The 24,025-nt window shown below is 62.5% G+C and carries 19 protein-coding genes; 15 read left to right on the forward strand and 4 right to left on the reverse strand.

From position 1 onward, the window contains the following. Positions 1-15: 15 nt before the first annotated feature. The 9 genes from AC07V8_RS10475 to AC07V8_RS10515 all read left to right on the forward strand — a co-directional run bounded on the left by AC07V8_RS10475 (position 16) and on the right by AC07V8_RS10515 (position 11,359). On the forward strand, positions 16-1,233 hold the full coding sequence (locus tag AC07V8_RS10475; protein ID WP_494677868.1) for an MFS transporter: 1,218 nt from the start codon (positions 16-18) through the stop codon (positions 1,231-1,233). Between the two features lie 48 nt (positions 1,234-1,281). Further along, positions 1,282-2,655, forward strand: a complete 1,374-nt coding sequence (locus AC07V8_RS10480) for a DUF1329 domain-containing protein (protein ID WP_494677867.1) — start codon at positions 1,282-1,284, stop codon at positions 2,653-2,655. 79 nt (positions 2,656-2,734) lie between these two features. Then, entirely contained in the window at positions 2,735-4,678 is a 1,944-nt protein-coding gene (locus AC07V8_RS10485) for a DUF1302 domain-containing protein (RefSeq protein WP_494677866.1), read from the forward strand. 19 nt (positions 4,679-4,697) lie between these two features. Continuing rightward, positions 4,698-7,115 (forward strand): efflux RND transporter permease subunit, encoded by a 2,418-nt coding sequence (locus AC07V8_RS10490; RefSeq protein ID WP_494677865.1) that lies wholly within the window; start codon positions 4,698-4,700, stop codon positions 7,113-7,115. Between the two features lie 8 nt (positions 7,116-7,123). Next, on the forward strand, positions 7,124-8,179 hold the full coding sequence (locus AC07V8_RS10495; RefSeq protein ID WP_494677864.1) for a WD40/YVTN/BNR-like repeat-containing protein: 1,056 nt from the start codon (positions 7,124-7,126) through the stop codon (positions 8,177-8,179). Between the two features lie 127 nt (positions 8,180-8,306). Next, a complete protein-coding gene (locus AC07V8_RS10500) occupies positions 8,307-8,705 on the forward strand; it encodes a nuclear transport factor 2 family protein (RefSeq protein WP_494677863.1) in 399 nt (132 codons plus the stop codon). 46 nt (positions 8,706-8,751) lie between these two features. After that, a complete protein-coding gene (locus AC07V8_RS10505; RefSeq protein ID WP_494677862.1) occupies positions 8,752-9,639 on the forward strand; it encodes a helix-turn-helix domain-containing protein in 888 nt (295 codons plus the stop codon). A gap of 74 nt (positions 9,640-9,713) precedes the next feature. Then, complete coding sequence (locus AC07V8_RS10510) at positions 9,714-10,256, forward strand: DUF3455 domain-containing protein (protein ID WP_494677861.1); 543 nt, start codon at positions 9,714-9,716, stop codon at positions 10,254-10,256. Between the two features lie 218 nt (positions 10,257-10,474). Continuing rightward, positions 10,475-11,359, forward strand: a complete 885-nt coding sequence (locus tag AC07V8_RS10515) for an amino acid ABC transporter substrate-binding protein (RefSeq protein WP_494677860.1) — start codon at positions 10,475-10,477, stop codon at positions 11,357-11,359. Positions 11,360-11,417: 58 nt separating this feature from the next. On the opposite strand, the gene AC07V8_RS10520 is transcribed toward AC07V8_RS10515, so the two are convergent. The 3 genes from AC07V8_RS10520 to AC07V8_RS10530 all read right to left on the reverse strand — a co-directional run bounded on the left by AC07V8_RS10520 (position 11,418) and on the right by AC07V8_RS10530 (position 16,084). After that, positions 11,418-12,560, reverse strand: a complete 1,143-nt coding sequence (locus AC07V8_RS10520) for a nucleoside hydrolase (protein ID WP_494677859.1) — start codon at positions 12,558-12,560, stop codon at positions 11,418-11,420. A 79-nt stretch (positions 12,561-12,639) separates the two neighbouring features. Next, on the reverse strand, positions 12,640-14,892 hold the full coding sequence (locus AC07V8_RS10525; RefSeq protein WP_494677858.1) for a TonB-dependent receptor: 2,253 nt from the start codon (positions 14,890-14,892) through the stop codon (positions 12,640-12,642). Between the two features lie 472 nt (positions 14,893-15,364). Further along, positions 15,365-16,084: a GntR family transcriptional regulator gene (locus AC07V8_RS10530; protein WP_494677857.1), complete on the reverse strand. Its 720-nt coding sequence runs from the start codon at positions 16,082-16,084 to the stop codon at positions 15,365-15,367. A gap of 313 nt (positions 16,085-16,397) precedes the next feature. Here AC07V8_RS10530 and AC07V8_RS10535 point away from each other — a divergent pair, with 313 nt between their 5' ends. From AC07V8_RS10535 to AC07V8_RS10560, 6 genes are all read left to right on the forward strand, one after another. Then, positions 16,398-17,936, forward strand: coding sequence for an ABC transporter ATP-binding protein (locus tag AC07V8_RS10535; protein ID WP_494677856.1), 1,539 nt, complete (start codon positions 16,398-16,400; stop codon positions 17,934-17,936). Then, positions 17,929-19,017 (forward strand): ABC transporter permease, encoded by a 1,089-nt coding sequence (locus tag AC07V8_RS10540; protein WP_494677855.1) that lies wholly within the window; start codon positions 17,929-17,931, stop codon positions 19,015-19,017. The genes AC07V8_RS10535 and AC07V8_RS10540 overlap by 8 nt, the downstream gene beginning before the upstream one ends. 1 nt (position 19,018) lies before the next feature. Further along, a complete protein-coding gene (locus AC07V8_RS10545) occupies positions 19,019-19,939 on the forward strand; it encodes an ABC transporter permease (protein WP_098494892.1) in 921 nt (306 codons plus the stop codon). Between the two features lie 55 nt (positions 19,940-19,994). Next, entirely contained in the window at positions 19,995-21,134 is a 1,140-nt protein-coding gene (locus AC07V8_RS10550) for a BMP family ABC transporter substrate-binding protein (protein WP_494677854.1), read from the forward strand. Positions 21,135-21,407: 273 nt separating this feature from the next. Beyond that, positions 21,408-22,538 carry a sterol desaturase family protein gene (locus AC07V8_RS10555; RefSeq protein ID WP_494678038.1) on the forward strand — a complete coding sequence of 377 codons (1,131 nt, stop codon included), beginning with the start codon at positions 21,408-21,410 and terminating at the stop codon, positions 22,536-22,538. Between the two features lie 258 nt (positions 22,539-22,796). Further along, on the forward strand, positions 22,797-23,168 hold the full coding sequence (locus AC07V8_RS10560) for a hypothetical protein (protein ID WP_494677853.1): 372 nt from the start codon (positions 22,797-22,799) through the stop codon (positions 23,166-23,168). Between the two features lie 346 nt (positions 23,169-23,514). On the opposite strand, the gene AC07V8_RS10565 is transcribed toward AC07V8_RS10560, so the two are convergent. Beyond that, positions 23,515-23,754 carry a hypothetical protein gene (locus tag AC07V8_RS10565; protein ID WP_494677852.1) on the reverse strand — a complete coding sequence of 80 codons (240 nt, stop codon included), beginning with the start codon at positions 23,752-23,754 and terminating at the stop codon, positions 23,515-23,517. Between the last annotated feature and the right edge of the window lie 271 nt (positions 23,755-24,025).

Consider the following 24,025-nt stretch of genomic DNA (forward strand, 5'->3'; position numbering starts at 1 on the left):
AAGGGAGATGACGACATGGCTTCAAGCGCAGCGCCCGCTTCTGTTCAGGCCCCATCCATGCATGCCGCCGCCGGCAAGCCGCTGTCGCCGGCAGCGCCGGGGCGGCGCGAAATGCTGCGCCTGGCGATCGTCTATGCGGTAGCCATCAACGGTACTATCCTGACGCCCTTCATCGTTGCCACCCTGATGCTGCGCTTCGGCCTGGACGAAGGCCAGGCCACCATGATGACCGGCTTTGAAATGCTGGGCATGGCGCTCAGCTGCATGCTGCTGCCGCACCTGGTCGCACGCCATGCCAGCCGCTTTGCCTGGCTCGGCATGCTGGGGACGGTGGCGATGCAGGCCGCCAGCGCGCTGCTGGCGACGGCGCAGGCAGTCGGCATGGCGCGCGGCATGGCTGGCGTGTTTGAAGGCATGCTGTTCATGCTGGTGGCGGCCAGGGTCGCCAACCAGCCATCCGCCGAACGCATCTGGGGCGTGATCGTACTGGTGGCCGGGCTGGTCAACGGCGCGCTGCTGATCGGCATTTCCTACCTGCCGGAGCGCTGGGCGGCGCAGTGGCTGTTCCTGGCGCTGGCCGTGCTGGCGCTGTGCGCCGCGCCGGTGCTGCTGCAAGCCGGCCGCGCCATCGTCCATGACGGCCAGGCCGTAAAAAAGACATCCGCCGGCGCCTTGCCGTGGCTGCGCATAGGCGCCGTCTGGCTGCTCACCATCCTGATCTATGGCGTGCAGGCCGGCCAGTGGGCGGTGACCGAGCTGGCCGGGCAGCATGCCGGACTGGCAACCTCGACCATCGGCATCCTGTTGTCGATTTCTTCCTTTCTCGGTTTCCTCGGCTGCATCGCGTCTTCCTGGCGCGGCAGCCACCAGCATCGGCGCGTGATTATCGTAGCGGCGCTGCTGCTGATGACGATGTCGGTGACGTGGTTCTTCTCGGCCCGCAGCGGCGTCGCTTATTTCAGCGCCCAGCTGCTGCTGAATATCGGCTTCTACGCGCTGACTCCCTTCCTTACCGGCCTGCTGTCCGAGATCGACAGCGACGGCTCGCTGGTGTCGCGCACCGTGGTGGTGACGCTGGCCGGCGTGGCGGTCGGCACCACCGCGGCCGGCTGGCTGCTGAGCGCCCTCGGCGCCGAGCGCTTCGGCATGGTGCTGGGAGCCGTGGTGCTGCTGGGCATTCCGCTGGCGGCGATCGCCTTTGCCCCAGCCACGCGTCGCGCCGTCGCCAAGTGAAACGCGACCTCTACATTTTTGTGCTTTGACCTGAGAGGAGATATAAAAATGAAAATGCACCCGATCAAACCGAAAGCTTCGCTGCTGATGCTGTCCATCGCCTGCCTGCTGGCGCCGCTGGTATGGGCGCAGCAGGCTTCGAAACTGGGCGCCGAGCTGACGCCGGTAGGCGCCGAAAAAGCCGGCAGCAAGGATGGCGTGATCCCGGCCTGGAGCGGCGGCGACGTCAATCCACAGGGCGGCTACAAAGCCGGCCAGCCGCGGCCCGATCCGTATGCGGCCGACAAGGCGCTGTATTCGATCAATGCCGCCAACGTCGATAAATATGCCGCCAAGCTGTCGCCCGGCCAGGTGCAGCTGATCAAGAGCATCAAGGGCTATCGCGTGGATGTCTATCCGACGCACCGTTCCTGCGGCTATCCGGAAGTGGTCTACCAGCGCAGCAAGGAAAATATCGGCTTCGCCAAGCTGGCCGCCAACGGCTACGAACTGGCGGAAGCCAAGACCGCCGGCTATCCGTTCCCGATGCCGGCCAGCGGCGTCGAAGCCATGTGGAATTTCAAGATGCGCTACCAGGGCGAGGGCCTGACCTGGGCTTATTCCACGGTGGTGCCGCCGAAAGGCGGCAGCGACATCGGCCAGCCGCTGGTGCAGGAAGACTACATCATGTTCCCGCTGTCGGAACCGAAGAACAACAATATCGCTGGCGCCAAGGGGGTCGAGTCGCTCTACCTGAGTCCGTATATCGCACCGGCCCAGTTTGCCGGCGACGTCACTTTGTCGCACGCCTATATCGGCAAGCCGAACGACATCTGGCTGTACTTCGCCAGCCAGCGCCGGGTGCGGCGCGCGCCGACCTATTCCTATGACGCCCCCATCCTCAACGACGAGAACCTGGAAACCATCGACCAGTACACCATGTACAACGGCCCGCTCGACCGCTACGACTACAAGCTGGTCGGCAAGAAGGAAATGATCGTTCCCTACAACTGGAACAAGCTCAATTCTGTGCAGGCCAAGATCGGCGACGTGGTGCAGCCGGCTTTCCTCAGCCGCGACCTGGCGCGCTACGAAACCCATCGCGTGTGGGAAATCGAAGCCACCGTCAAGCAGGGCGCGCGCCATACCTTCCCCAAGCGAACCTTTTACCTGGATGAGGATTCCTGGCAAATCCTGGTGCAGGACCTGTACGACGGCCAGGGCAAGGTCCAGCGCGTGATGGAAAGCGGGGTGGTGATGGCGACCGAGCTGCCGGCTTGCGTGCAGGAAGCGTATGCCAGCCATGACCTGGCGCTGGGACGCTACATCGCCGAACGGATTCCGGCCGGGCAAAAGCAGTCCGACTGGCTGGCCGGCCGCGATGGCCGGGTCAAGGAATCGATGTTCGAGCCTGACGGCCTGCGCCGTTTCGCCACTCGCTGACAGCCATGGCGGCAGCCGCACGGCTGGCCGCCGCCAATAAGAATCGCGCAGTTTATTCGGATCCCGGGGAGAGACAGGAATGAAGAAGATGGCGAACAGGAAGAAGGGCCGCTTGTGCAGTTTCCGGCCTGGCATGGCAGTGGCGTTGGTTTGGGGCAGTTCGACAGTGTTCAGCCATGCGGCCAGGGCGGAGCAGTTCGATCTCGGCAACGGCTTGAGCGGCAGTTTCGATTCTTCGGTTTCCTTCGGCGTCGGGGTACGCACGTCCAGCCCCAACTGCAGCTTCATCGGCCAGGACAACGGCGGCTGCGCCAGCAGCGGCCAGGTCGACATCGCGCGCCGCGATCCGCTCAATTTCAACCAGTCCTACGACCTGACCCGGCTCAACCAGGACAACGGCAACCTCAATTATAAAAGCGGGCAGGTATTTTCGGCCGCCCTGCGCGGCGTGCACGATCTGTACCTGAAGGCGCCGGACGGCTGGAGCGGCCTGATGCGCGCCGCCTGGTCCTACGACTTCGCCGCCGACCGCACCAGCTACGCCGACCTGCAGCCCGACGCCCGCAGCCATGCGGTGCACGACATCCGCCTGCTGGATGCCTATGTCAACAAGGAATTCGAAATCGACCGGCATCCGGTGCGGGTGCGGGTCGGCAACCAGGTGATCAGCTGGGGCGAGGACATTTTCATCCCGGGCGGGATCAATTCGATCAACTCCATCGACGTCCGGCGCGCACACAGTCCGGGCGTGCAGCTCAAGGAAATATTCCGGCCGGCGCCGATACTCTCGCTCAACGCCGAAGTGGCGAAAGGCTTGAGCGTGGAGGGCTATTACCAGACCCGCTGGAACGGCTATGAATTCGATCCGGTCGGCACCTTCTTCTCCACCAGCGACATCGTCGGACGCGGCTCCAGCGGCGCCTTCCTGCCGACCTCGCTGGTCAATTCCGTCACCGGTCCGCTCGGCTTGCCGCCGGCGCCGCCGGGGACGGTCGGCGATACCGGCACCCGCATCATCGGCATCAATCCCAGCACCGGCCTGCCGTTCAACCGCCAGCTGACTGCGGGCGAGCTGGCCGATCCCAATCTCAATCCGCTGTTTGGCCCGCTGGTCCACAGCGGCAGCGTGATCCCGCGCGGCATCGATCATAATCCCAGGAACAGCGGGCAGTTCGGCCTGTCCACGCGCTACACTTTTCCCGACAGCGGCGACGAACTGGCCTTGTACTACGTGCGCTATCACGACAAGATCCCGTTCGCCAGCATCCGCGTCAACCAGGGCGCCACCGCCAATCCCTTCGGCTGGCAGGATATCTACCTGGACTACGCTGAAGACCGCAACCTGTTCGGCGTCTCCTACAACACCCGCGCCGGCGACTGGGCCTTCGGCACGGAACTGTCGTTCCGGCCGAAGGAAAGCATCCCGATCGATCCGACCATCGTCGCCAATCCGGCCAATCCGTATTACTGCAACGCCGACCTCAATCCGGCCAACTACCGCCCCACCGGCTATGTCTGCCGCGGCGCGGTCGACCAGAAGAAATACCAGTTCCACCTGACCGCCCTGAATATCTTCACCCCGGGCGGCAGCTTCGGCGGCCTGCTGCGGGCGCTGGGCGCGACCGAGGGCTCGTTCACTTCCGAGCTGGCGGCGGCCTACTATCCGGATCTCGATCTCAATCGGGGAATTCCGTATTCGGTCACTTCCGATTACAGGGTGCCGACCAAGCTGTCCAGCGGCCTGGTGGCGCAGATCGCGGTCAACTATCCGGCCGCGTTCGGCGGCCAGGCATCCTATGCGCCGGACCTGTCGCTGTCGTATGGCATGTCCGGTGTGTCCGCCAGCGCCTTGCCAGGTTTCATCGAGGGTGCGGGTGCGGTGGTGGTCGGCCTTACCGTCGATTTCAAGACCAAGCCGGCCACCAAGATGCGGGTCGACTACACCCACAACTACGGCGGCGGCCAGTCCAACCTGATGCGCGACCGCGACTTCGCCACTTTCAGTTTCACGACTTCGTTCTGACCAGGGATTGGATGCAAGCATGAGCGGTTCAACGCAACATCTTCCGCAGGACGGCCGGCTGCTGCGCATGGTGGCCCGGCTGGAATCTGTCCTCTTCAGGCGCCGCCTGCCGGTGCTGCTGGCCTTTGCCGCGTTCACCGCATGCATGGCGGTGCTGGCGCTGGGTCTGCGCATGTCGGCCGGGTTTGAAAAGACCCTGCCGCAGCAGCATGAATACATCAAGACCTTCAACCAGTACCGCGAGGCGCTGTTCGGCGCCAACCGCCTGATCGTGGTGGTGCATGCGCGCCACGGCACGATCTGGAATCCGCCGGTGCTGCGCCAGCTGCTGGGCGTGACCGAGGCCGTGAATTACCTGCAGGGAGTGGATCGCAGCAGCGTCATGTCGCTCTGGACTCCCAACGTCTTCTTCACCGAGATCACGGAAGAGGGCTTCAAGGCGCTGCCGATCACCGGCGGCGAGATCATTCCGGACAAGCTCAATCCGCAGGTGATTGCCGATATCCGCGAGCGCGTCGCCGCCGGCGGCTATCTCGGCAACCTGGTGTCGCGCGACCAGACCAGCGCCATGGTGCTGGCCGAGCTGCAGGACAGCGATCCGCAAAGCGGCCAGCCGCTCGACTACCGCGCTTTCAACCAGCTGCTGGAAAACAAGGTGCGCCAGCAGTTTGAAAACGCCGATGTGGAAATCCAGATCATCGGCTTCGCCAAGGCCATCGGCGATATCGGCGAGGAAGCCAGCAAGGTCATGGTGTTCTTCGGCATCGCCTTGCTGCTGACCGGCCTGTCGGTGTACTGGTATTGCCGTTCGCTGCGACTGACCTTGCTGCCGCTGGCGTGCTCGCTCAGTTCGCTGGTGTGGCAGTTCGGCACGCTGCGCCTGCTTGGCTTCGGCCTCGATCCGCTGGCTATCCTGGTGCCCTTCCTGGTGTTCGCCATCGGCGTGTCGCATGGCGTGCAGCAGATCAATTTCATCGTCCGCGAAATCGCCGACGGCAAGAGCACCGAGCTGGCGGCGCGCCACAGCTTCACCGGCCTGCTGATACCCGGCACGCTGGCGCTGGTGACGGCCTTCATCAGCTTCATCACGCTGACCCTGATTCCGATTCCGATGATACGTGAGCTTGCGATTGCGGCATCGATAGGGGTGGGCTACAAGATCGTCACCAACCTGGTGATGCTGCCGCTTGCCGCTTCCTATTTCAGTTTTTCGCGCGAATACGCGCAGCGCGCCATCGGCCGCCGCGAGCAGCACAGCCGCTGGCTCAGCGGCCTGGCGCTGGTGGCGCGGCCGTGCAACGCCTGGATCGTGGTGGGGCTGGGCACGGCGCTGTTCGGCGTCGCGGTCTGGCAAAGCCAGGGCCGCCATGTCGGCAGCCTGCAGGCCGGCGCCGCCGAGCTGCGGCCGGAGGCGCGCTTCAACCGCGACGCTGCCGATATCACGGCGCGTTTCGATGTCGGTCTCGACTGGCTGACGGTGGTGTTTGAAGTAGCGCCGGCAGGCCAGCTGGAGGCTTGCGCCCGTCCCGATGCCCAGCTGTTCATGGATGACTTTGCGCAGCAGATGAGCGGCGTGCCCGGCGTGCTGTCGGTGCGCTCGGTGGCCGATGTGCTGAAGGGCGTGAATGCCGGCCTCAACGAAGGCAATCCAAAGATGAATACGATCACCCGCGACGCCCGCGGCCTCGGCTCGCAGTTCGGCAGCGCCAACAACCAGCTGCACGGCTTCTCTTCGTCCGATTGCCGGGCCCAGGGCGTCAACCTGTACCTGAGCGATCACAAGGCCGTCACCATCAAGGGCGTGGTCGCCGCGGTCGAGGAATTCCGCCGCGCCGATCAGTTGAGCGGGGTGAAGATCCGCCTGGCCAGCGGCAACGCCGGCGTCCAGGCCGCCACCAACGAGGTGCTGGAGCGCAGCGAACTGCCGATGATGCTGTATGTCTACGGCGCCATCCTGCTGCTGGTGCTGCTGGCTTACCGCGACTGGCGCGCGATGCTGGCTTGCTGCCTGCCGCTGACAGTCGCCACCTGGCTCGGCTACTGGTTCATGAAGGACCTGAATATCGGCCTGACGGTAGCGACCTTGCCGGTGATGGTGCTGGCCACCGGCATCGGCGTCGACTATGCCTTCTATATCTACAACCGCCTGCAGCTGCATCTGGGCGCCGGCCTCGATATCAGCAGCGCGCTCGAACGCACCTTGCACGAGACCGGCGTGGCGACAGTGTTTACCGCGCTGACGCTATCGATCGGGGTCGCCACCTGGTCGTTCTCGCCGCTGCAGTTCCAGGCCGACATGGGCAAGCTGCTGACCTTCATGTTCCTGGTCAACATGGTGATGGCGGTGACCTTGCTGCCGGCTTTCGCCGTGGTGCTGGAGAGCCTGTTCCCGCGGCGCGCCGGCATGTTGCGCACCCCGTCTTATGCGGCTCATTGAGGATATCCATGCTTCCAGCATCAATCGTTTCATATCAACAGACAGCCCGTTTCGGCGGCTTCCTGCTGGCCGGCTTATTGACACTGGCGATGCTCAGTCCGAGTACGCGCGCCGCTGGCCAGGCCGCATCCGACTGGCCTGCCAGGCGGCCCGCCCTAATCCGTCCGCAGGCAAGCAACAGCCCATTGCTGGCTGCCGCCGCCGGCGCAGGAGCGGGCAGCAGGATTGTTGCGGTGGGCGAGCACGGCGTCATCCTGCTGTCCGACGACGGCAGCACATACCGCCAGGCACGCAGCGTGCCGACCCGCACCATGCTGACCACGGTGTGCTTCATCGACCGCAACACCGGCTGGGCCGCCGGCCATGACGGCGTGGTCCTGAAAACCACCGACGGCGGCGAAAACTGGCAACTGCTGCGGCAGCAGTACGGCCAGGAACAGCCGATCCTGTCGATCTGGTTCGGCGATGCCAGCAACGGCATCGCGGTGGGTTTGTTCGGCATGGCCTTGCGCACCAGCGACGGCGGCGCCAGCTGGAGCGAACTGAAACTGGCCAGCGGCGATGCCGCCGACCGCCACCTGTACCGCATCCTCGCCACGCCGAGCGGCACGCTATTGATCATGGCGGAAGCCGGCACGGTATTCCGTTCGGAAGACGGCGGCAAGCATTGGGACGTGATCGACAGCGGCGCCAAGGGCTCGCTGTGGAGCGCGCTGGCGTTTTCCGACAATGGCCAGAGCAGCGTGGTGGCGGTGGGCATGCGCGGCCACATCGTGCGCAGCAATGACGACGGCAAGAGCTGGCAGGCGGTGGCTTCCGGCACCACGCAGTCGCTGACCGATGTCGCCCTGCTGCCCGCGCAGGAGCTGATGGTGGGCGGCATGGGCGGCGCGCTGTTGTTCAGCAGCGATGGCGGCCGCCGTTTCACGGCGCGGCAAGGCGCCGGCGATGCGCCCCTCACCGCGCTGCTGAAGACGCCCGGCCCGGGGCCGGCGCAACTGGCGCTGTTTTCCATGGCGGGCGTCATGAAGCCATTGGCTGCCGCGGCGCTGACTGCGCCCTAGCTGCGACATTTCTTGGTTTGATTACCTGGGAGGTAATCGACCGTGCTCCCTGGCGGGCGGAGAATGTTTCTGTCGACAACGACAACGCATTCTTCCCAAACCACTGAAACCTTGAAGGAGCACGATCATGACTGACATCAACCACACCGCCACCATCGCCGATCAAGCCAATGCCATCGCCAGCCGCTACATCGCGGCCTGGAGCGAAAGCGACGCGGTACGCCGCCGCGCCCTGATCGCCAATGTGTTTACGCCAGATGCGGTGTATCTCGATCCGATGGCGCACAGCGCCGGCCACGACGGCCTGGATGCCATGATAGGCGCGGTGCAGCAGCAGTTCGCCGGCCTGCGCTTCCGCTTGCACGGCAAGCAGGACGGCCACAACGATGTCGTGCGCTTTTCCTGGACCCTGGGCGCGGACGGCGCCGAGCCGGTGGCCTATGGCACCGACATCGCGGTGGTGGCGGCCGACGGCCGCATCCGCAGCGTCACCGGTTTCCTGGATGCGATGACGGTGCCGGCATAGCCGCGGATAGCGCGCTACACTGCGCATAATTCTTCGGAGGCAGCTCATGGGTGCATCACAAATGGTGGCGGAGCCGGAAGTCGGCGCGGGTATGGAGCAGGGCGCGCGGCACCGCTACTTCAACGACTTTGCAGCAGCCTTGCGCTACTGGCGCGACAAGCGCGGCTACAGCCAGCTGCGCCTGTCTGCCGAAAGCCATATCTCGCAGCGTCACATCAGCTTCCTGGAGAGCGGCCGCTCGCAGCCGAGCCGGGAGCTGATCCTGAAGCTGGGCACGGCGCTCGACATCCCGCTGCGCCAGCGCAACGTGATGCTGCTGGCGGCGGGTTTCGCGCCGGCCTACCAGGAGCGAAAATTGTCCGATCCCGAACTGGCCGCGGTCAAGCAGGCGCTGGATTTCATGCTGGCGCAGCAGGCGCCGTATCCGGCGCTGGTGGTGGACCGGCTGTGGAACCTGGTGATGAGCAACGGCCCGGCCGCCATGATGATCCGCTGGCTGTTGGACCTGCCGGAAACGCAGCCGCTGCCGCGCGAAGGCGTCAACGTCCTCAAGCTGATGCTGGACCCGCAGGCGATCCGCAAGCACCTGCTCAACTGGCAGGATGTCAGCGCCGACCTGCTGCACTGGATCCAGCGCGAAGCCATGAGCGACGGCCCCGGCAGCGAAGCCACCGCGTTGCTGGAGCAGCTGGTAGCGCTACCTGGCATCAAAGCGGCGACGCAGATGCCCAACCTCGATACGCGGGTGTTGCCTTTCCTGCCGATGACGATCCGCAAGGACGGCGTCGAGCTCAACCTGTTCACCTCGATCGCCACCATGGGCACGCCGCATGACGTCACCGTGCATGAGTTGCGGATCGAATCTTTTTTTCCGGCCGATGCGGCTACTGCGGCATGGTTCAAGGCCAGGGCTCCGGCCGCGCCAGCGGAGTAAGGCCCCAGCGCTTACAATGCGGATGCTTTCAGGCAATCATGTGCCTGTGCCAACCTTATTGCGGAGAAAACAACATGTTGAAAAAAGTATTGAGTGCTGCAGTGCTGGCAGGCTGCGCGCCGTTTCTTGCCGGCTGCGCGAGCACCCCGGCGCTGGCGCCGATCGCGGTGCCGGACAACCTGCAGGTCGCATCGACCCAGGTGCTGACGCTGGAGGCAAAGGCCACCGGCGTGCAAATTTACCAATGTGCGGCGACCGCGGACGCATCGAAGTTCGAATGGCATTTCGTGGCGCCGCAAGCCGAGCTGTACGACCAGCACGACAACAAGATCGGCAAGCACTACGCCGGCCCGACCTGGGAATCGAATGACGGCAGCAAGGTGGTCGGCGCCGTCCAGGCCCAGAGCAAGGCGCCGGATGCGGACGCCATCGCGTGGCTGCTGCTGAGCGCAAAATCGACTTCCGGCAGCGGCATCTTCAGCCAGACGCAAAGCATCCAGCGCCTGCAGACCCTGGGCGGCGCGGCGCCGGCGGACGGCTGCGACCAAGCCCGGCTGGGCCAGCAGACGCGTGTGCCTTACCAGGCAATCTATCGTTTCTATTCCGCCAAGTCGTAAGGCGCGGCAGCACAAGCGGCGGCCGCAATTGGCGCTTTGATCACATGTAAAAATCGCATGTAAAATCATGTATCCAATTTGTAACAGCCGCCGCAAGCGCATCAAGTACTGCTATATTGTCGCGAGGAAATGAATCCCCTCAAACAATTGTTCGGCCGCCGCCGGTCACGCCGGCGGCGGCCGTTTGCTACCTATTGCGACTTATCGGAGTTTTCTGTATGCGTGGTGTGATCAAGCATGGTTTGACCTTCTTATGTATTCTGACACCACTAGCCGCCAGCGCCGGCGACACCCTTGGCAAGATCCGCGACAGCCAGACCATCACCTTCGCCTATCGCGAAACCGCACCGTTTTCCTATACCGATGAAAACAAGCAGATCGTCGGTTATTCGATCGACATGTGCCTGAAGATCGCCGATGCGGTGAAGCGCGAACTGAAGCTGCCGAACCTCAAGGTGGCCTATGTGCCGGTCGATTCGACCACCCGCTTTTCCAGCATCATCGACGGCAAGGCCGACATGGAATGCGGCTCCACCACCAATAACGCCGAACGCCGCACCCGCGTCGGCTTCACCGTGCCGAACTTCTTTTCCAGCGTGCGCATGATCGTCAGGAAGGGCAGCGACATCAAGAACTGGTCCGACCTGCGCGGCAAGACTATCGTCATCACCAAGAGCACCACCACCATCGACCTGGTCAACGACCGCAGCAATGTGCGCTCGCTCAATATCAAGGTGGTGGAAGCCAAGGACGATGCCGAATCGTTCAGCTTCGTCGAGCAGGGCAAGGCCGATGCCTACGCCATGGACGACGTGCTGCTGTACAGCCTGCGTGCTACCGCCAAGACGCCGTCCGACTTCACCGTACTGGGCGATCCGCTCTCGATCGAGCAGTATTCCCTGATGTTCCGCAAGGACGATCCGGCCTTCAAGCAGCTGGTCGACAAGGAGATGGTGCGGATGATCAACGAGGGCGATTTCCAGAAGATCTACAGTTTCTGGTTCACCCAGCCGCATGGATCGAAGAAGATCAACATGGGCATGCCTATGGGTTACCTGCTGCGCGACTCCCTGCTTTATCCTTCCGACAAGACCTCGCAATAAACAGCGGATCAGCTTGCCGGGTGCGGTCTGCGCCCGGCAGGCTGCATGCGTTCAGGATTCAGGGTTTAGGCTGCGGTGCCGGCGGCGTCGGCAGGTTCATCAGCCTGATCATCATCTTTTCAAATGCCGCTACATTGACTTCGCGCACCACCGTGCTCACCTGCGCAATCAGGCCGGGCGGCGCGTACGCTGCCGGCCAGGACAAGGTATTGCCGTAGCCGGCGCCGAAGTCGGTATCGATGCTGACATACAGCTGGTCGGACTTGCTGATCAGCGTCGGATCCAGCCAGACCGCGGTGGCCAGTTCATCCCAAAGCGGGAAGCCGGTCTCGGTGACCTTCTTCACCATTTGCGCCAGCGGCGTGCCGGACCTGGTCATGTCGTTCAGCAGCCTGGCGCTCAGCTCGGTCGCGGTCGACGGATCGGCCGGCACCATCACGATATGCTTCCATGGCGCGCGCAAGGCGATCTTGGCGGCTTCCGGATCCCAGCGGAAATTGAATTCCAGGCGCGGCGTATTGATGTATTCGCGCGCAAACTGTTCGGCGGACTTGGATGGCAGCATCTGGTGCGGATTCAGGCTGCCGCCCATGTAGACGATTTCCTTGGCGGTGGCGGCAAAGCTGGGATCGAGGCTGATCGCCAGCGCCACATTGGTCATCGGTCCGGTCGCCAGGATCGTCACTTCACCCGGAAATTCATGGACTTTCCTGATCATGAAATTGGCGGCGATTTCAGCCGACGGCTTGGTATGCGGCATGCCTTCCGGCAGCTGCGGCACGAAGTCGTGGGCGTGGTAGTTGGGCTGGCTCTGGATGGTGCCGTCCGGCCATTTCTCATCCATCCAGGCGCCTTTGTACACCAGCTTGCCGTACAGCGATTCCCAGCGGCGCGTGGTTTCCTGCGTGTTCAGCAATGGAAAAGCCGAGCCCGGAATCACCGGGATATCGCTGCGGCCGATGACTTCCAGGGTGCGCAGCGCATGCGCGATATTTTCATCGCGCCAGGTCGAGCCGCTGACAATCGTGATGCCCAGCACTTCCACATCCGGCGACTGGATCGCCATCAGCTGCGCCGCGCGCGGGCCGCCGATGTCGTCGTCGATGATCACCTTGCGCTTGCCTTCGGCCTGCGCCGTCACGGCAACGCCCAGCATGAACAGGGCCGACAGCAGCTGGCGCTGCATGAACTTCGCTTTCATAATTCGCCTTGAAAAAAATCAGAACAAAGAAGACGCAGCCGGCAGGGCAGGCACAGGCGCCCGCCCTGCGTGCAGGTGCTTAGAAGTTGGAGCGGAACTGCACGCCGAACATGCGCGGTTCGTTGATGAACGCGGTCCGGTTGTCGAAATCGATGCCGCCGACCGCCACGATCTTGTTGGTGATATTGCGGGCGAACGCAGCGACCTCATATTTGTCGCCATCCCACTTGTAGCCCACGCGCAAGCCGCCTTCCAGCAACGGTTTGCCGGTGAACTCGGTCGAGTTGTACAGGAAGAAATTGATCTTGCTGCGGTAGGCCCAGTCGGTATAGAAGAACAGTTCGTCGTTGTTGCCCATCGGGATGCCGTAGCGCGCCGTCACGTTGGCGATCCACTTCGGCGCTTGCGGCAAGGGATTGCCGTCGATCGAATACAAGCCCGGCCGCACCTGGGTGTTGAGCACGGTGCAGGAAGCGCAGCCGGCCACCAGCAGGTTCGGGTCGCGGATCTGCGTGTAGTTGTAGCTGCCGCCTACGGTAACGCGCAGGCGCTCGCTCAGGTTCGCCTCCAGGTCCAGCTCGGCGCCGCGCCCCACTGTTTTTGCCGCATTCACCAGCATGATCGAGTTGGAATTGCCGCCGACCGCCGTCAGCTGCTGGTTCTTGACGTCGAAACTGTAGATGCTGAAGTTGGCGCGGGCGCGGCGGTTGAAGAGGTCGGCCTTGATCCCCGCTTCATAGGAAGTGATGGTCTCTGCGTTGGCTACCGTGATCGGCACCGAGGAGGACGGCGCTGCGATACTCGGCGCGCGGAAGCCGGTGGCTACCCGCGCATAAGTGCTGACGTCCTTGGTCAAGGCATAGTTGGCGCTGAGATCCCAGCTCACCTTCGATTTGCTTTCGCTGATCGAGCCTGGACCGGTAAACGTCACGTTGTTGGCGACTTCATTGGAAAAATCCTTCTTGTCTTCGGTATAGCGCAAGCCGCCGCGCAGCTTCAACCTGTCGTTGACGTCATAGGTGAGCGAGCCGAACGCGGCGTACGCGGTGTTTTTCTGGCGGTTTTGCAGATAGCTGGTTTGCAGCTGGGTGGTGCTGTCGAAGTTGGAACTGTTGCCCGCTACATCTTCGTAGAAGTAGTACAAGCCGCTCTGCCAGTTGAGCGGCCCTTCGTTTTTCGACTCGACCCGGAATTCCTGCGAAAACTGTTTGTGATCAGCCACGCCGCCGCCGGTCTGCACCTGGAAGGGAATGAAGCCGGGGCCGGTCGGCGTGCCGCCGTCGATGTCGCCGCGGCTGAAATAGCTGGAAATGGTTTCATAACCGGTGATCGAATACAGCTTGACCTGGTCCAGGTTCCAGCTCAGCCGGGCGCTGCCGCCGGCGGTATGCAGGTACTGGTTGTTCAAGCCGTTGAAGGTGACCTGCGAAGGACTGAAGCCGGCGACGAAGCCGTCTGAGCCTTTCTCCAGGATATTGGCGCGGAACAAGCGGGCGCTGCCGGTGGTGGCGCGCGCGTGGATGTTGAACAGGGCGTTGAAAGTGCCGTCCGGCTTGTACAGGAATTGCAGGCGGCCGGCGCGTTCGTCGTAGCCTTCCAGGTTGGGCGTGCCGCCGCCGTCATTCTTAACCCAGTTGTCGCGATGCTCGACCAGCGTCGAGAAGCGCATCGCCCATTGGTCGCTCAATGGCACGTTGACCGCCGCTTCGACATTGGCGGTATTGTGGGTGCCGTCGGAGACGCTGTAGTAGCCGGAGACCTTGTCCAGGCTAGGCTTGGCCGAATCGAACTTGACCACGCCGGCCGGCGTGTTGCGGCCGAACAGCGTGCCCTGCGGACCGCGCAGCACTTCCACGCCAGCCAGGTCGAACATGGGGAAGCCTTTGAGGGCGGCGTTTTCCTGCACCACGTCATCGAATATCAGGGACACCGGCTGCGAGGCGAAGGTAGAGAAATCGGTATTGCCGTAGCCGCGGATATAGAAGCGCGGAAAGGTGCGGCCGTTCGACGATTCGATATTCAGGCTCGGCACCTTGGCCGCCAGCACGCGGATATCCTGGCCGCCGGAGTTGAGCACGTCGAGGGTCTCGCCCTTGAGCAGGGTCACCGAGATCGGCACGTCCTTGATTTTTTCGACCTTGCGCTGCGCGGTCACAGTCATGGTTTCCAGCTGTAGTGAAGAGCCGTCCTGCGTCGCCGGGCTGGCGGCTGCGGGAGCCGCGGCGCCTGCCGTCTGCGCCAGCGCCGCGCCGAGCGGCAAGGCGACTCCCAATGTCAGCACCATCTTTCCTGCGCAACGCAGGCGGGCGCGTGCCCTCGCTTTTTTTCCCATTTTCCATCCCTCAGTGATCGACGTTGATAAACCGGATTTGCTTGTTTTAGTTATGTCTGCCGCGTGCAGGCCGGCGTTTGAAAATGCGCGTGCCGGACCAGAACGGATTCACTCAACGCAAAGACCGTGCCAGAATTTTTCCCGGCAGGAAGATTGGAGAAATCGGTATTACGATTTGTATCGAAAATATATTGTATACATATGGAAAAGTCCGATTCGGGCGCGGATAGCTTGCAGGAGTGATAAGGCCGGCTGCCGTGCAAGCTGCCGCATCCGGCAAAAAATAACGCCTTCTAATGGGGAGGGGCGCGCCAAAACAGGGCTGGCGAGAATGTTGCAAGAACCGGATTAGTGCGCGCCGGCGCGCCAAAATGGCGACATTTTGAAATAACTTGTATACACTTTATGACAGCTGGCCGAGGCGCGAATGTGCCCTAAGATAGCCCTGGCGTCCCGGCAAGCGCGCTCGCATTCATGCAAGATCGAGTATTTCAGCCAGGTTGACTTCGTGTTCGTCGTCGCTCAGGCGCAGGGCCTGTTCGATGTCGAGCAGATGCTGGTCCATCATGCGGATCGCCGCTTCGATCTCGCCGGCGGCAATGGCGTCGATCAGGTGTTCATGTTCGTGGTTGGGGCAGGCAGTCTTGTTGGGCGCCTGGTACAGGGCGATGATGAGCGAGCAGCGCGAGACCAGTTCGCGCAGGAAGCGGGTCAGTACCGGATTGCCGGCTGTCTCGGATAACAGGATGTGGAATTCGCCGCCGAGGCGTATCCACCTGGCGTGGTCGCCGCTATGAAAGGACGCATGTTCTTCTTTGACGATTTGGCGCAGCCGGGCGATCTGGGCGCGCGTTGCATGCTGCGCCGCCAGCGGCACGATGATGGCTTCGATGGCGCGCCGCGCCGCGAAGATCTCGCGCGTTTCCTGCGGCGTCGGCTGCGCGATGATGGCGCCGCGGTTCGGCCGCAATTCCAGGATATGGTCGTGCGCCAGGCGCTGGATGGCCTTGCGCACGATGGTGCGGCTGACCGCGAACAGTTCGCACAGGCTGGCTTCGGTCAGCTTGGTGCCCGGCGGCAGGCGCTGGCTCATGACCGCCTTCAGCACCGAATCGTAGATTTTCTGATCGACCACGCCGCTGCCCCGCGTCGAAGCGGGCCTGGTTGCAGTGACGCCGGATTTTTTTTTCATGCGCTCTGTTTTCATTTTGTGGTTACCAGTCTGCCGTCATGCTACCGCAAATCGGCGCCGCCAGGCACGGGGCGGGCCCGGCTGGCTTACGCAGGAATCGCGCCAGACGCGCCTGAAGCGGGAGGCGGCAGACTGGCATGCAGTTTGCTTTTGCAGTAGCTTCATGTCGGTAAAAGATTGCAATGCAATCCGCCGATAAGCAGCTGAGTGATGTAGCATGTTGCTTGCTTCGCGGTCCGGTGCGCCGGGACCGGCAAGCGCCATCGTGCTGGATTCATTTTGCAACGGTCTTTCATTGACACAGGCAGAAGAAGTGACTTCAACCATACCGCGTCTGCAGATCGCCCATATCCGCAAAGCCTATCCGGGCGTGCTGGCCAACGACGATATCAATCTCTCGGTCGCGCCCGGCGAAATCCATGCCGTGCTGGGAGAGAACGGCGCCGGCAAGTCGACCCTGATGAAAATCATTTTCGGCACGGTCAAGCCGGATGCCGGCGAGATCTTCTGGAACGGCGCGCTGGCGCACATCGCCAATCCGCACGTCGCGCGCCAGCTCGGCATCGCCATGGTGTTCCAGCATTTCTCCCTGTTCGATACCCTCACCGTCGCGGAAAACATCGCGCTCGGCCTGGCTTCCGATGTCAGCATGCCGGAGCTGGTGGCGCAGATCCGCCAGACCGGCGACAAGTACGGGCTGGAGCTGGAGCCGCACCGCCATGTGCATACCCTTTCGGTGGGCGAGCGCCAGCGCGTGGAAATCGTCCGCGCGCTGCTGACCAATCCGCAACTGCTGATCCTGGATGAGCCGACCTCGGTGCTGACGCCGCAAGCGGTCGACAAGCTGTTCGTCACCCTGCGCAAGCTGGCCGCCGAAGGCTGCAGCATCCTCTACATCAGCCACAAGCTGGATGAAATCCGCGCCCTCTGCCACAGCGCCACCGTGATGCGCGGCGGCCGGGTCACCGGCATCTGCGATCCGCGCCAGGAAACCAGCGCCGGCCTGTCGCGCATGATGATCGGCGACGAGCTGGTGCGCTTGCAGCGCGAACGCAATCCCGACTCCATGCGCAGCGAGCGCAAGCTGCACGTCAACCGCCTGTGCCTGCCGAAGGCGCATCTGTTCGCCACCGAACTCAAGGATATCGAATGCGAGGTGCGCGCCGGGGAAATCGTCGGCATCGCCGGCGTCTCCGGCAACGGCCAGCAAGAATTGCTGGCGGCGCTCTCCGGCGAAGACCAGCGCGCCGCGCCGAATATGGTGATGCTGGCCGGCCGCGCAGCCGGCCAGCTGGCGCCCAATCCGCGCCGTGCGCTCGGACTCGGACTGGTGCCGGAAGAGCGGCTCGGGCGCGGCGCCGTGCCGACCCTGGACCTGGCGGCCAACATGCTGCTGTCGCACCAGAAGCCGCCCTACGTCAAGCGCGGCATGATCGATTTCGCCTATGCGCGCAAGAGCGCGGCATCCATCATCGAACGCTTCAAGGTCAAGGCCAGCGGCCCGGGCGCGCTGGCCAAGAGCCTGTCCGGCGGCAACCTGCAAAAATTCATCGTCGGCCGCGAGCTGGAGCGCAAGCCGGGCGTCTTCATCGTCGCCCAGCCGACCTGGGGCGTGGACGTCGGCGCTGCCGCCCAGATCCACGCCGAAATTCTCGCTTTGAAACAGGAAGGCTGCGCAGTGCTGATCATTTCAGAAGAACTCGACGAGCTGTTTGCGCTGTGCGATCGCCTGCACGTGATCGCCAAGGGCCGGCTGTCGCCCTCTATCGCTATCGAACAAGCCACGCGCGAGCAGGTCGGCCTGTGGATGAGCGGCCTATGGCAGGATGCAGCGGAGGCCGCCCATGCATAATCTGTGGCCCTGGAAGCTGGAACTGCGCGGCACGCCCTCGCGCGCCATGACCTACTGCTCGCCGCTGATCGCGATCGTGCTGACCATGCTGCTGGGCGCGCTATTGTTCATCGCGCTGGGCAAGGATCCGCTCGCTGGCCTCAAAGTATTCCTGATCGATCCCTTCAACGGCAAGCGCGCCATCAGCGAGCTGCTGCTGAAATCGGTGCCGCTGATACTCTGCGCACTGGGCCTGGCGGTGTGCTTCCGCGCCAATATCTGGAACATCGGCGCCGAAGGCCAGTTCACCGTCGGCGCGCTGTTTTCCGGCGCCATGCTGGTGTTCCTCGATGCGCCGGACCATGCGATCCCGGGCAGCCTCGGCCTGTTGCTGATGGTCCTCGCCGGCGTCGTCGGCGGCGCCTTCTGGGCCAGCATCACGGCGCTGCTGCGGGATCGTTTCAACGCCAATGAAATCCTGGTGTCGCTGATGCTGACCTATGTCGCCCAGCTGCTGCTGATGTATGCGGTGAACGGTCCGCTGAAAGACCCCAACGGCATGAACTTCCCGCAATCGAAAGTGTTTTCCAGCGAATTCATGCTGCCGATGCTGTTAAGCGGCACGCGCCTGCATATCGGCTTTGCCGTGACGCTGGTGCTGGCGGTGCTGATGACGGTGTTCATGACGCGCAGCTTCCGCGGCTTTTCGCTGATGGTCGGCGGCGTTGCGCCGCACGCGGCGCGCTATGCCGGCTTTTCCAGCCGCAGCGCCCTGTGGGTCTCGCTGCTGATCTCCGGCGGTTTTGCCGGGCTAGCCGGCGCCTTTGAAATCGCCGGGCCGATCGGCCAGCTGCTGCCTTCGGTGTCGCCGGGCTACGGCTTCGCCGCCATCATCGTCGCTTTCATCGGCCGTTTGCATCCGGTCGGCGCGGTGCTGGGCGGGCTGGTGATGTCGCTGCTCTACCTGGGCGGCGAGCTGGCGCAATCGCGGCTGGGCCTGCCGTCGGCCATCACCGGCGTGTTCCAGGGCATGCTGCTGTTTCTGCTGCTGGCCAGCGATACCCTGATCAATTACCGCCTGCGCCGGAAAGCGAGGATCTGACATGGAACAATTCGCCTCACTGATCGCCGCTTCGATCAACGCTGGTACGCCGCTGCTGCTGGCGGCGCTCGGCCTGCTGATCAACGAGCGCGCCGGCGTCCTCAACCTCGGCGCGGAAGGCATGATGCTGGTGGCCGCCATCGCCGGCTTCGCGGTCGGCTACACCACCCATAACCCGATGCTCGGCTTCCTCGCGGGCGCCCTCAGCGGCGTCCTCATGGCAGCGCTGTTTTCCTGGCTGGCGCTGGTGCTGGCCACCAACCAGGTGGCGACTGGGCTGGCCTTGTCGATCTTCGGCGCCGGATTGTCGGCGTTCCTCGGCCAGAGCCTAGTCGGGCTGGGCTTGCCGGCGCAGGCGCGCGGCATTCCATTTCTGAAGGATATTCCCTTCCTCGGCCCGGCCCTGTTCCAGCAGCACTGGATGAGTTACCTGGCGCTGCTGCTGTGCGGCGTCATCGCCTGGTTCATCTATCGCACCCGCGCCGGCCTGATCCTGCGCGCCATCGGCGAATCGCCGGAATCGGCGCATGCGCTGGGCTACCCGGTGCGCTGGATACGCTTCGCCGCCTTGTTGTTCGGCGGCGCCTGCTGCGGCCTGGCCGGCGCTTATTTATCGTTGGTGTATACGCCGATGTGGGTCGAGGGCCTGGTGTCCGGGCGCGGCTGGATCGCGCTGGCGCTGACCGCCTTCGCCACCTGGCGGCCGCTGCGGGTGCTGCTCGGCGCGCTGCTGTTCGGCGGCGTCACGATTTTGCAGTTTTATCTGCAAGGCATGGGAGTGAATATTCCGTCGCAGGTATTGTCGATGGCGCCGTATGTAGCGACCATCGTGGTGCTGGCGCTGATCTCGCGCAACCCCGACTGGATCCGGCTCAACATGCCGGCGTCGCTGGGCAAACCGTTCAAGCCGGACGCCAGCTGAGCAAAGCAAATCAGATAGCAGGCCGACCAACCATCAACACAGAGGGAGATAAGTAATGAAGATATCACGCAGGGCATCGCTGGCCATGCTGGCCGCACTGACCGCCGCCGCGCTCATCGGCTGCGGCAAGAAGGAGGAAGCGGCGGCGCCTGCCGCCGCACCGGCATCCGCGCCGGCGCCGGCCAAGGCTGAACCGCTGAAAGTGGCGTTCGTGTATATCGGCCCGGTCGGCGACGCCGGCTGGACCTTTGCCCATGACAAGGGCCGCAAGGCGGTCGACGAGAAATTCGGCGACAAGGTGAAGACCAGCTTCGTCGAGAACGTGCCGGAATCGGCTGCCGATGCCGAGCGCGTATTCCGCCAGCTGGCGGTCGACGGCAACAAGCTGATCTTCGGCACCAGCTTCGGCTACATGGAAGCGATGCTGAAGGTGGCCAAGGAATTCCCCGATGTCAAATTCGAGCACGCCACCGGCTTCAAGACCGCCGACAACCTGGCGCAATACGATGTCCGCACCTACGAGGGCGCTTATCTCGCGGGTGTCGTCGCCGGCAAGATCAGCAAGTCGGGCAAGCTGGGCGTGGTCGCTTCGGTGCCGATTCCTGAAGTGATCCGCAACATCGACGCTTTCACCCTCGGCGCCCGTTCGGTCAATCCGAAAGCCACCACCCGCGTGGTATGGGTCAACAAATGGTTCGATCCGGGCAAGGAACGTGAAGCCGCCACCACGCTGATCGGCCAGGGCGTCGACGTCCTGATGCAGAACACCGACTCCGCCGCCGTGGTCCAGACCGCCCAGGAAAAAGGCGTGGCCGCCTTCGGCTGGGATAGCGACATGACCAGCTTCGGCCCGAAAGCGCACCAGGCGGCATCGATGATCAACTGGGGCGTGTACTACACCAAGCGCGTCGGCGAAGTGCTGGACGGCAGCTGGAAGAGCAGCACCAGCTGGATCGGCCTGAAAGACGACGGCATCGACCTGGGCGCCTTCAATGCCGACCTGCCAGCCGACGTCAAGGCGCTGGTGGCCGAGCGCAAGAAAGCCATCGTCGACGGCAGCGCGCCGATCTGGAAAGGCCCTGTGGTCGACAATACCGGCAAGGAGCAGGTCGCCAAGGATGCTGTCGCCGACGATGGCTTCCTGCATGGCATCAAGTTCTACGTGCAGGGCGTGGAAGGCAAAGTACCGGGCTGATCGTCCGCAGCCGGATCGGCCTGTGACCGGGCCGATCCGGCTTTCCGCATGAGCCGGCATGCGCCGCATCAGATTCCTTCCGCTATCCATCCGCCAAGGCAGGCGCGATATTTATCCCGGCTGTTGTGATTTGGCAACTGACAACCTCAGGGCCGTTGCTATACTCCTTCTTCTTTCCATTTTCATATCGAGACGCACATGCCAGAGCAGGATCCGACGTCGAGCCCCGCGGCGCGCGCCAAGTCTACAAAAATCGGCAGCCTGACCAGCGCCATGGTGGAGGACACCGCCAGCATCCTGCAGCAGAGCGGCGAGCTGCAGCCCGGCACTGGCCTCATCACCAGCGTGATTGCGCTCAGCCTCGGCTTCCTCAGCCTGCTCGGCGTGCTGGCTTTCCATTACCCGCAATACCTGACCACGCCCGAGCTGCGCCATGTGTATTCGGTCAGCCTGATGCGCCAGATCCTGTTCGGCGCGCTGCTGGTCGCCGGCGTGCTGTCGCTGGCTAACATCCTGTTCGGCCGCCAGCGCTCGCTGAATTTTTCCGCGCTGCTGATGGTGTTGGCGGCAGTGGCCTGGGGCGGCTCCAAGGTCGCGGTCGGCGATTTCCCCGATCACACGCCGTATATCGGCCTCGACTGGTTCATCATCGACCTGCTCGGCTCAACCCTGATCTTCGTGCTGATCGAAAAGATGTTCCCGCTATACCGCAAGCAAGCTATCTTCCGCTTTGAATGGCAGACCGACCTGGTGCATTTCGCGGTCAACCATTTCATCATCGGCCTGGCGCTGCTGGTGGTCAACGTCATGATCCACCGCGTGTTCGGCTGGATGGTGCACGCCGATTTCCAGAACACCGTGGCCGCCATCAGCTTCATCCCGCAGCTGCTGCTGTGCATGCTGGTGGCCGACCTGATGGAGTACGGCGCCCACCGCGCCTATCATGAAGTGCCTTTGCTGTGGCGCTTCCACTCGGTCCATCACAGCGTCAAGACCATGGACTGGCTGGCCGGCTCGCGCCAGCACATCCTGGAACTGATCTGCACCCGCGTGCTGGTGCTTGGCCCGCTGTTCGTGCTCGGCTTCGACAAGTCGGTGGTCAACGCCTACATCATCATCGTCGGCTTCCAGGCCGTGTTCAACCACTCCAACGTGCACCTGCCATGGGGCCCGCTGCGCTACATCTTCGTCACCCCGGATTTCCACCACTGGCACCATTCATCGGAAGACGAAGCGATCGACAAGAACTATGCGGCGCACTTTGCCTTCATCGATTATTTCCTCGGCACTGCGGTCAAGGCCAAGAAGGCCTTCCCGGAGAAATACGGCGTGGTGGGGGATTACATGCCGGACGGGTTTATCAGGCAGCAGGCGTTTCCGTTTCGCGGTACGAAGATAGACTAATGAGAGTTTCATTAGTCATGACATTGTCAAAGAAAATGGACAGAGTCATCTGAGTCAGGAGTCATCTGGGGTCGGAGTGAACTTTCGCGGCGCTTTATCGTGAAACCTCACTCTGACCCCACATGACGGATTCGGAGAAAGACAGAGCGCATCTCATGGCTTGGTTGTTAGCTGCGTGTGTTAAGCGCGACGAAAAACAGATTGCGGTTTTGTCGCGCTTTATGAAATGCTCAATAGATCGTTGATAGCGTGGAAAACATGGACAGCAAGAACGCGAAACTGCAGCGCTATCTTTACCGCGCCAGCGTGCTGGTCTTGCTGGCCGGCTTGCTGAGCGCCGGCCTGGTCTACTACTATGCGGCCGACGGCGGCAACCACGGACTCGGCTATCAAGTGGTGGACGGGGTCGCTTATGCTGTAGGCGAATCGAAGGCCTATGTGCGCGACATGGAAATGTATGGCGGCACCTCGGGCAGGCTGATCGCCGGTTTCAATCAATGGCTGGGGAGCCTCTGGCATGGCAAGCGGCTGGCTTATGTGATTGCCATTGGCGCTGCGTTGATTTCCTATGCCTGTTTCTGGTTTGCGCGGGAGCTGGAATTGTTTGCAACGGATGAGCCGGAAGTCTGAGCGGCGCATCACTCGCCGCTAAAAATTTACTATTCTCATTCGACCTATGTGATGACTCCTGTCAGACGGATTTTTCGGAATGGAAGCAGATAAAGCGGAAGCAGCTACCCATTGGAATGTCCGATTTCAGGAAACAGCTGTGACCGTTTTGAATCGGCTGTGGCCCGACTTGAAAGGCCGCTTCCGGCGGCAATAGCGGTCATCTAAATTTGACGTATTTTAAACAGCAAGCGAGTGTCTAGCAGATTCGTGGCGATTCACTCTGACCCGCCTGCCGATGCTGCCCAATAGCCGCATCGGGGAATTGCTGCCGCATCACTGGATATCGGCCGACTATTCTTTGCCATCATGGAAAGGTCAAGTCCAAACCGAGCATCCTGGCAAGGACGAAGGTGACGAGCCCCAGGCCCAGGAGCGATAGCACGAAGACTGCGGCCACCTTGCCGCCCGCGCGTAGCACCGCGCGCTTCTCCTTCTCCTTCTCCTTTTTCCCTTGATCGTAATGCCACTTGATGGCGAAGAACATGCCCGTGCCGAGCACGAGAACCTTGAACGTAACTAAGACTATAGGGATCCAATCCATCATTTTGCGTATTTCCAGGCTATTACTTGACACTATCTATCGTGAGGAGCACTACCTCAAAACGCTGCTTCAACACTTCATTTTTTGTTCAAGCCATCCCCTCAGGCATCCTGCTTGAATCTTTCATTACATCTACCTATGAAATAACAACGGCATCCAGCGAAGTGATTTGCCGAATGCTGATGAGAGAGGAGAAAACGTCAACGACTGCCATGCAAGGATGGTGTTGCTGCATGTCCTGATGCATACTACTTGAAAACAATTTCCATACATT

It is taken from the genome of Collimonas sp. GW821-FHT02H07, from assembly GCF_059421505.1.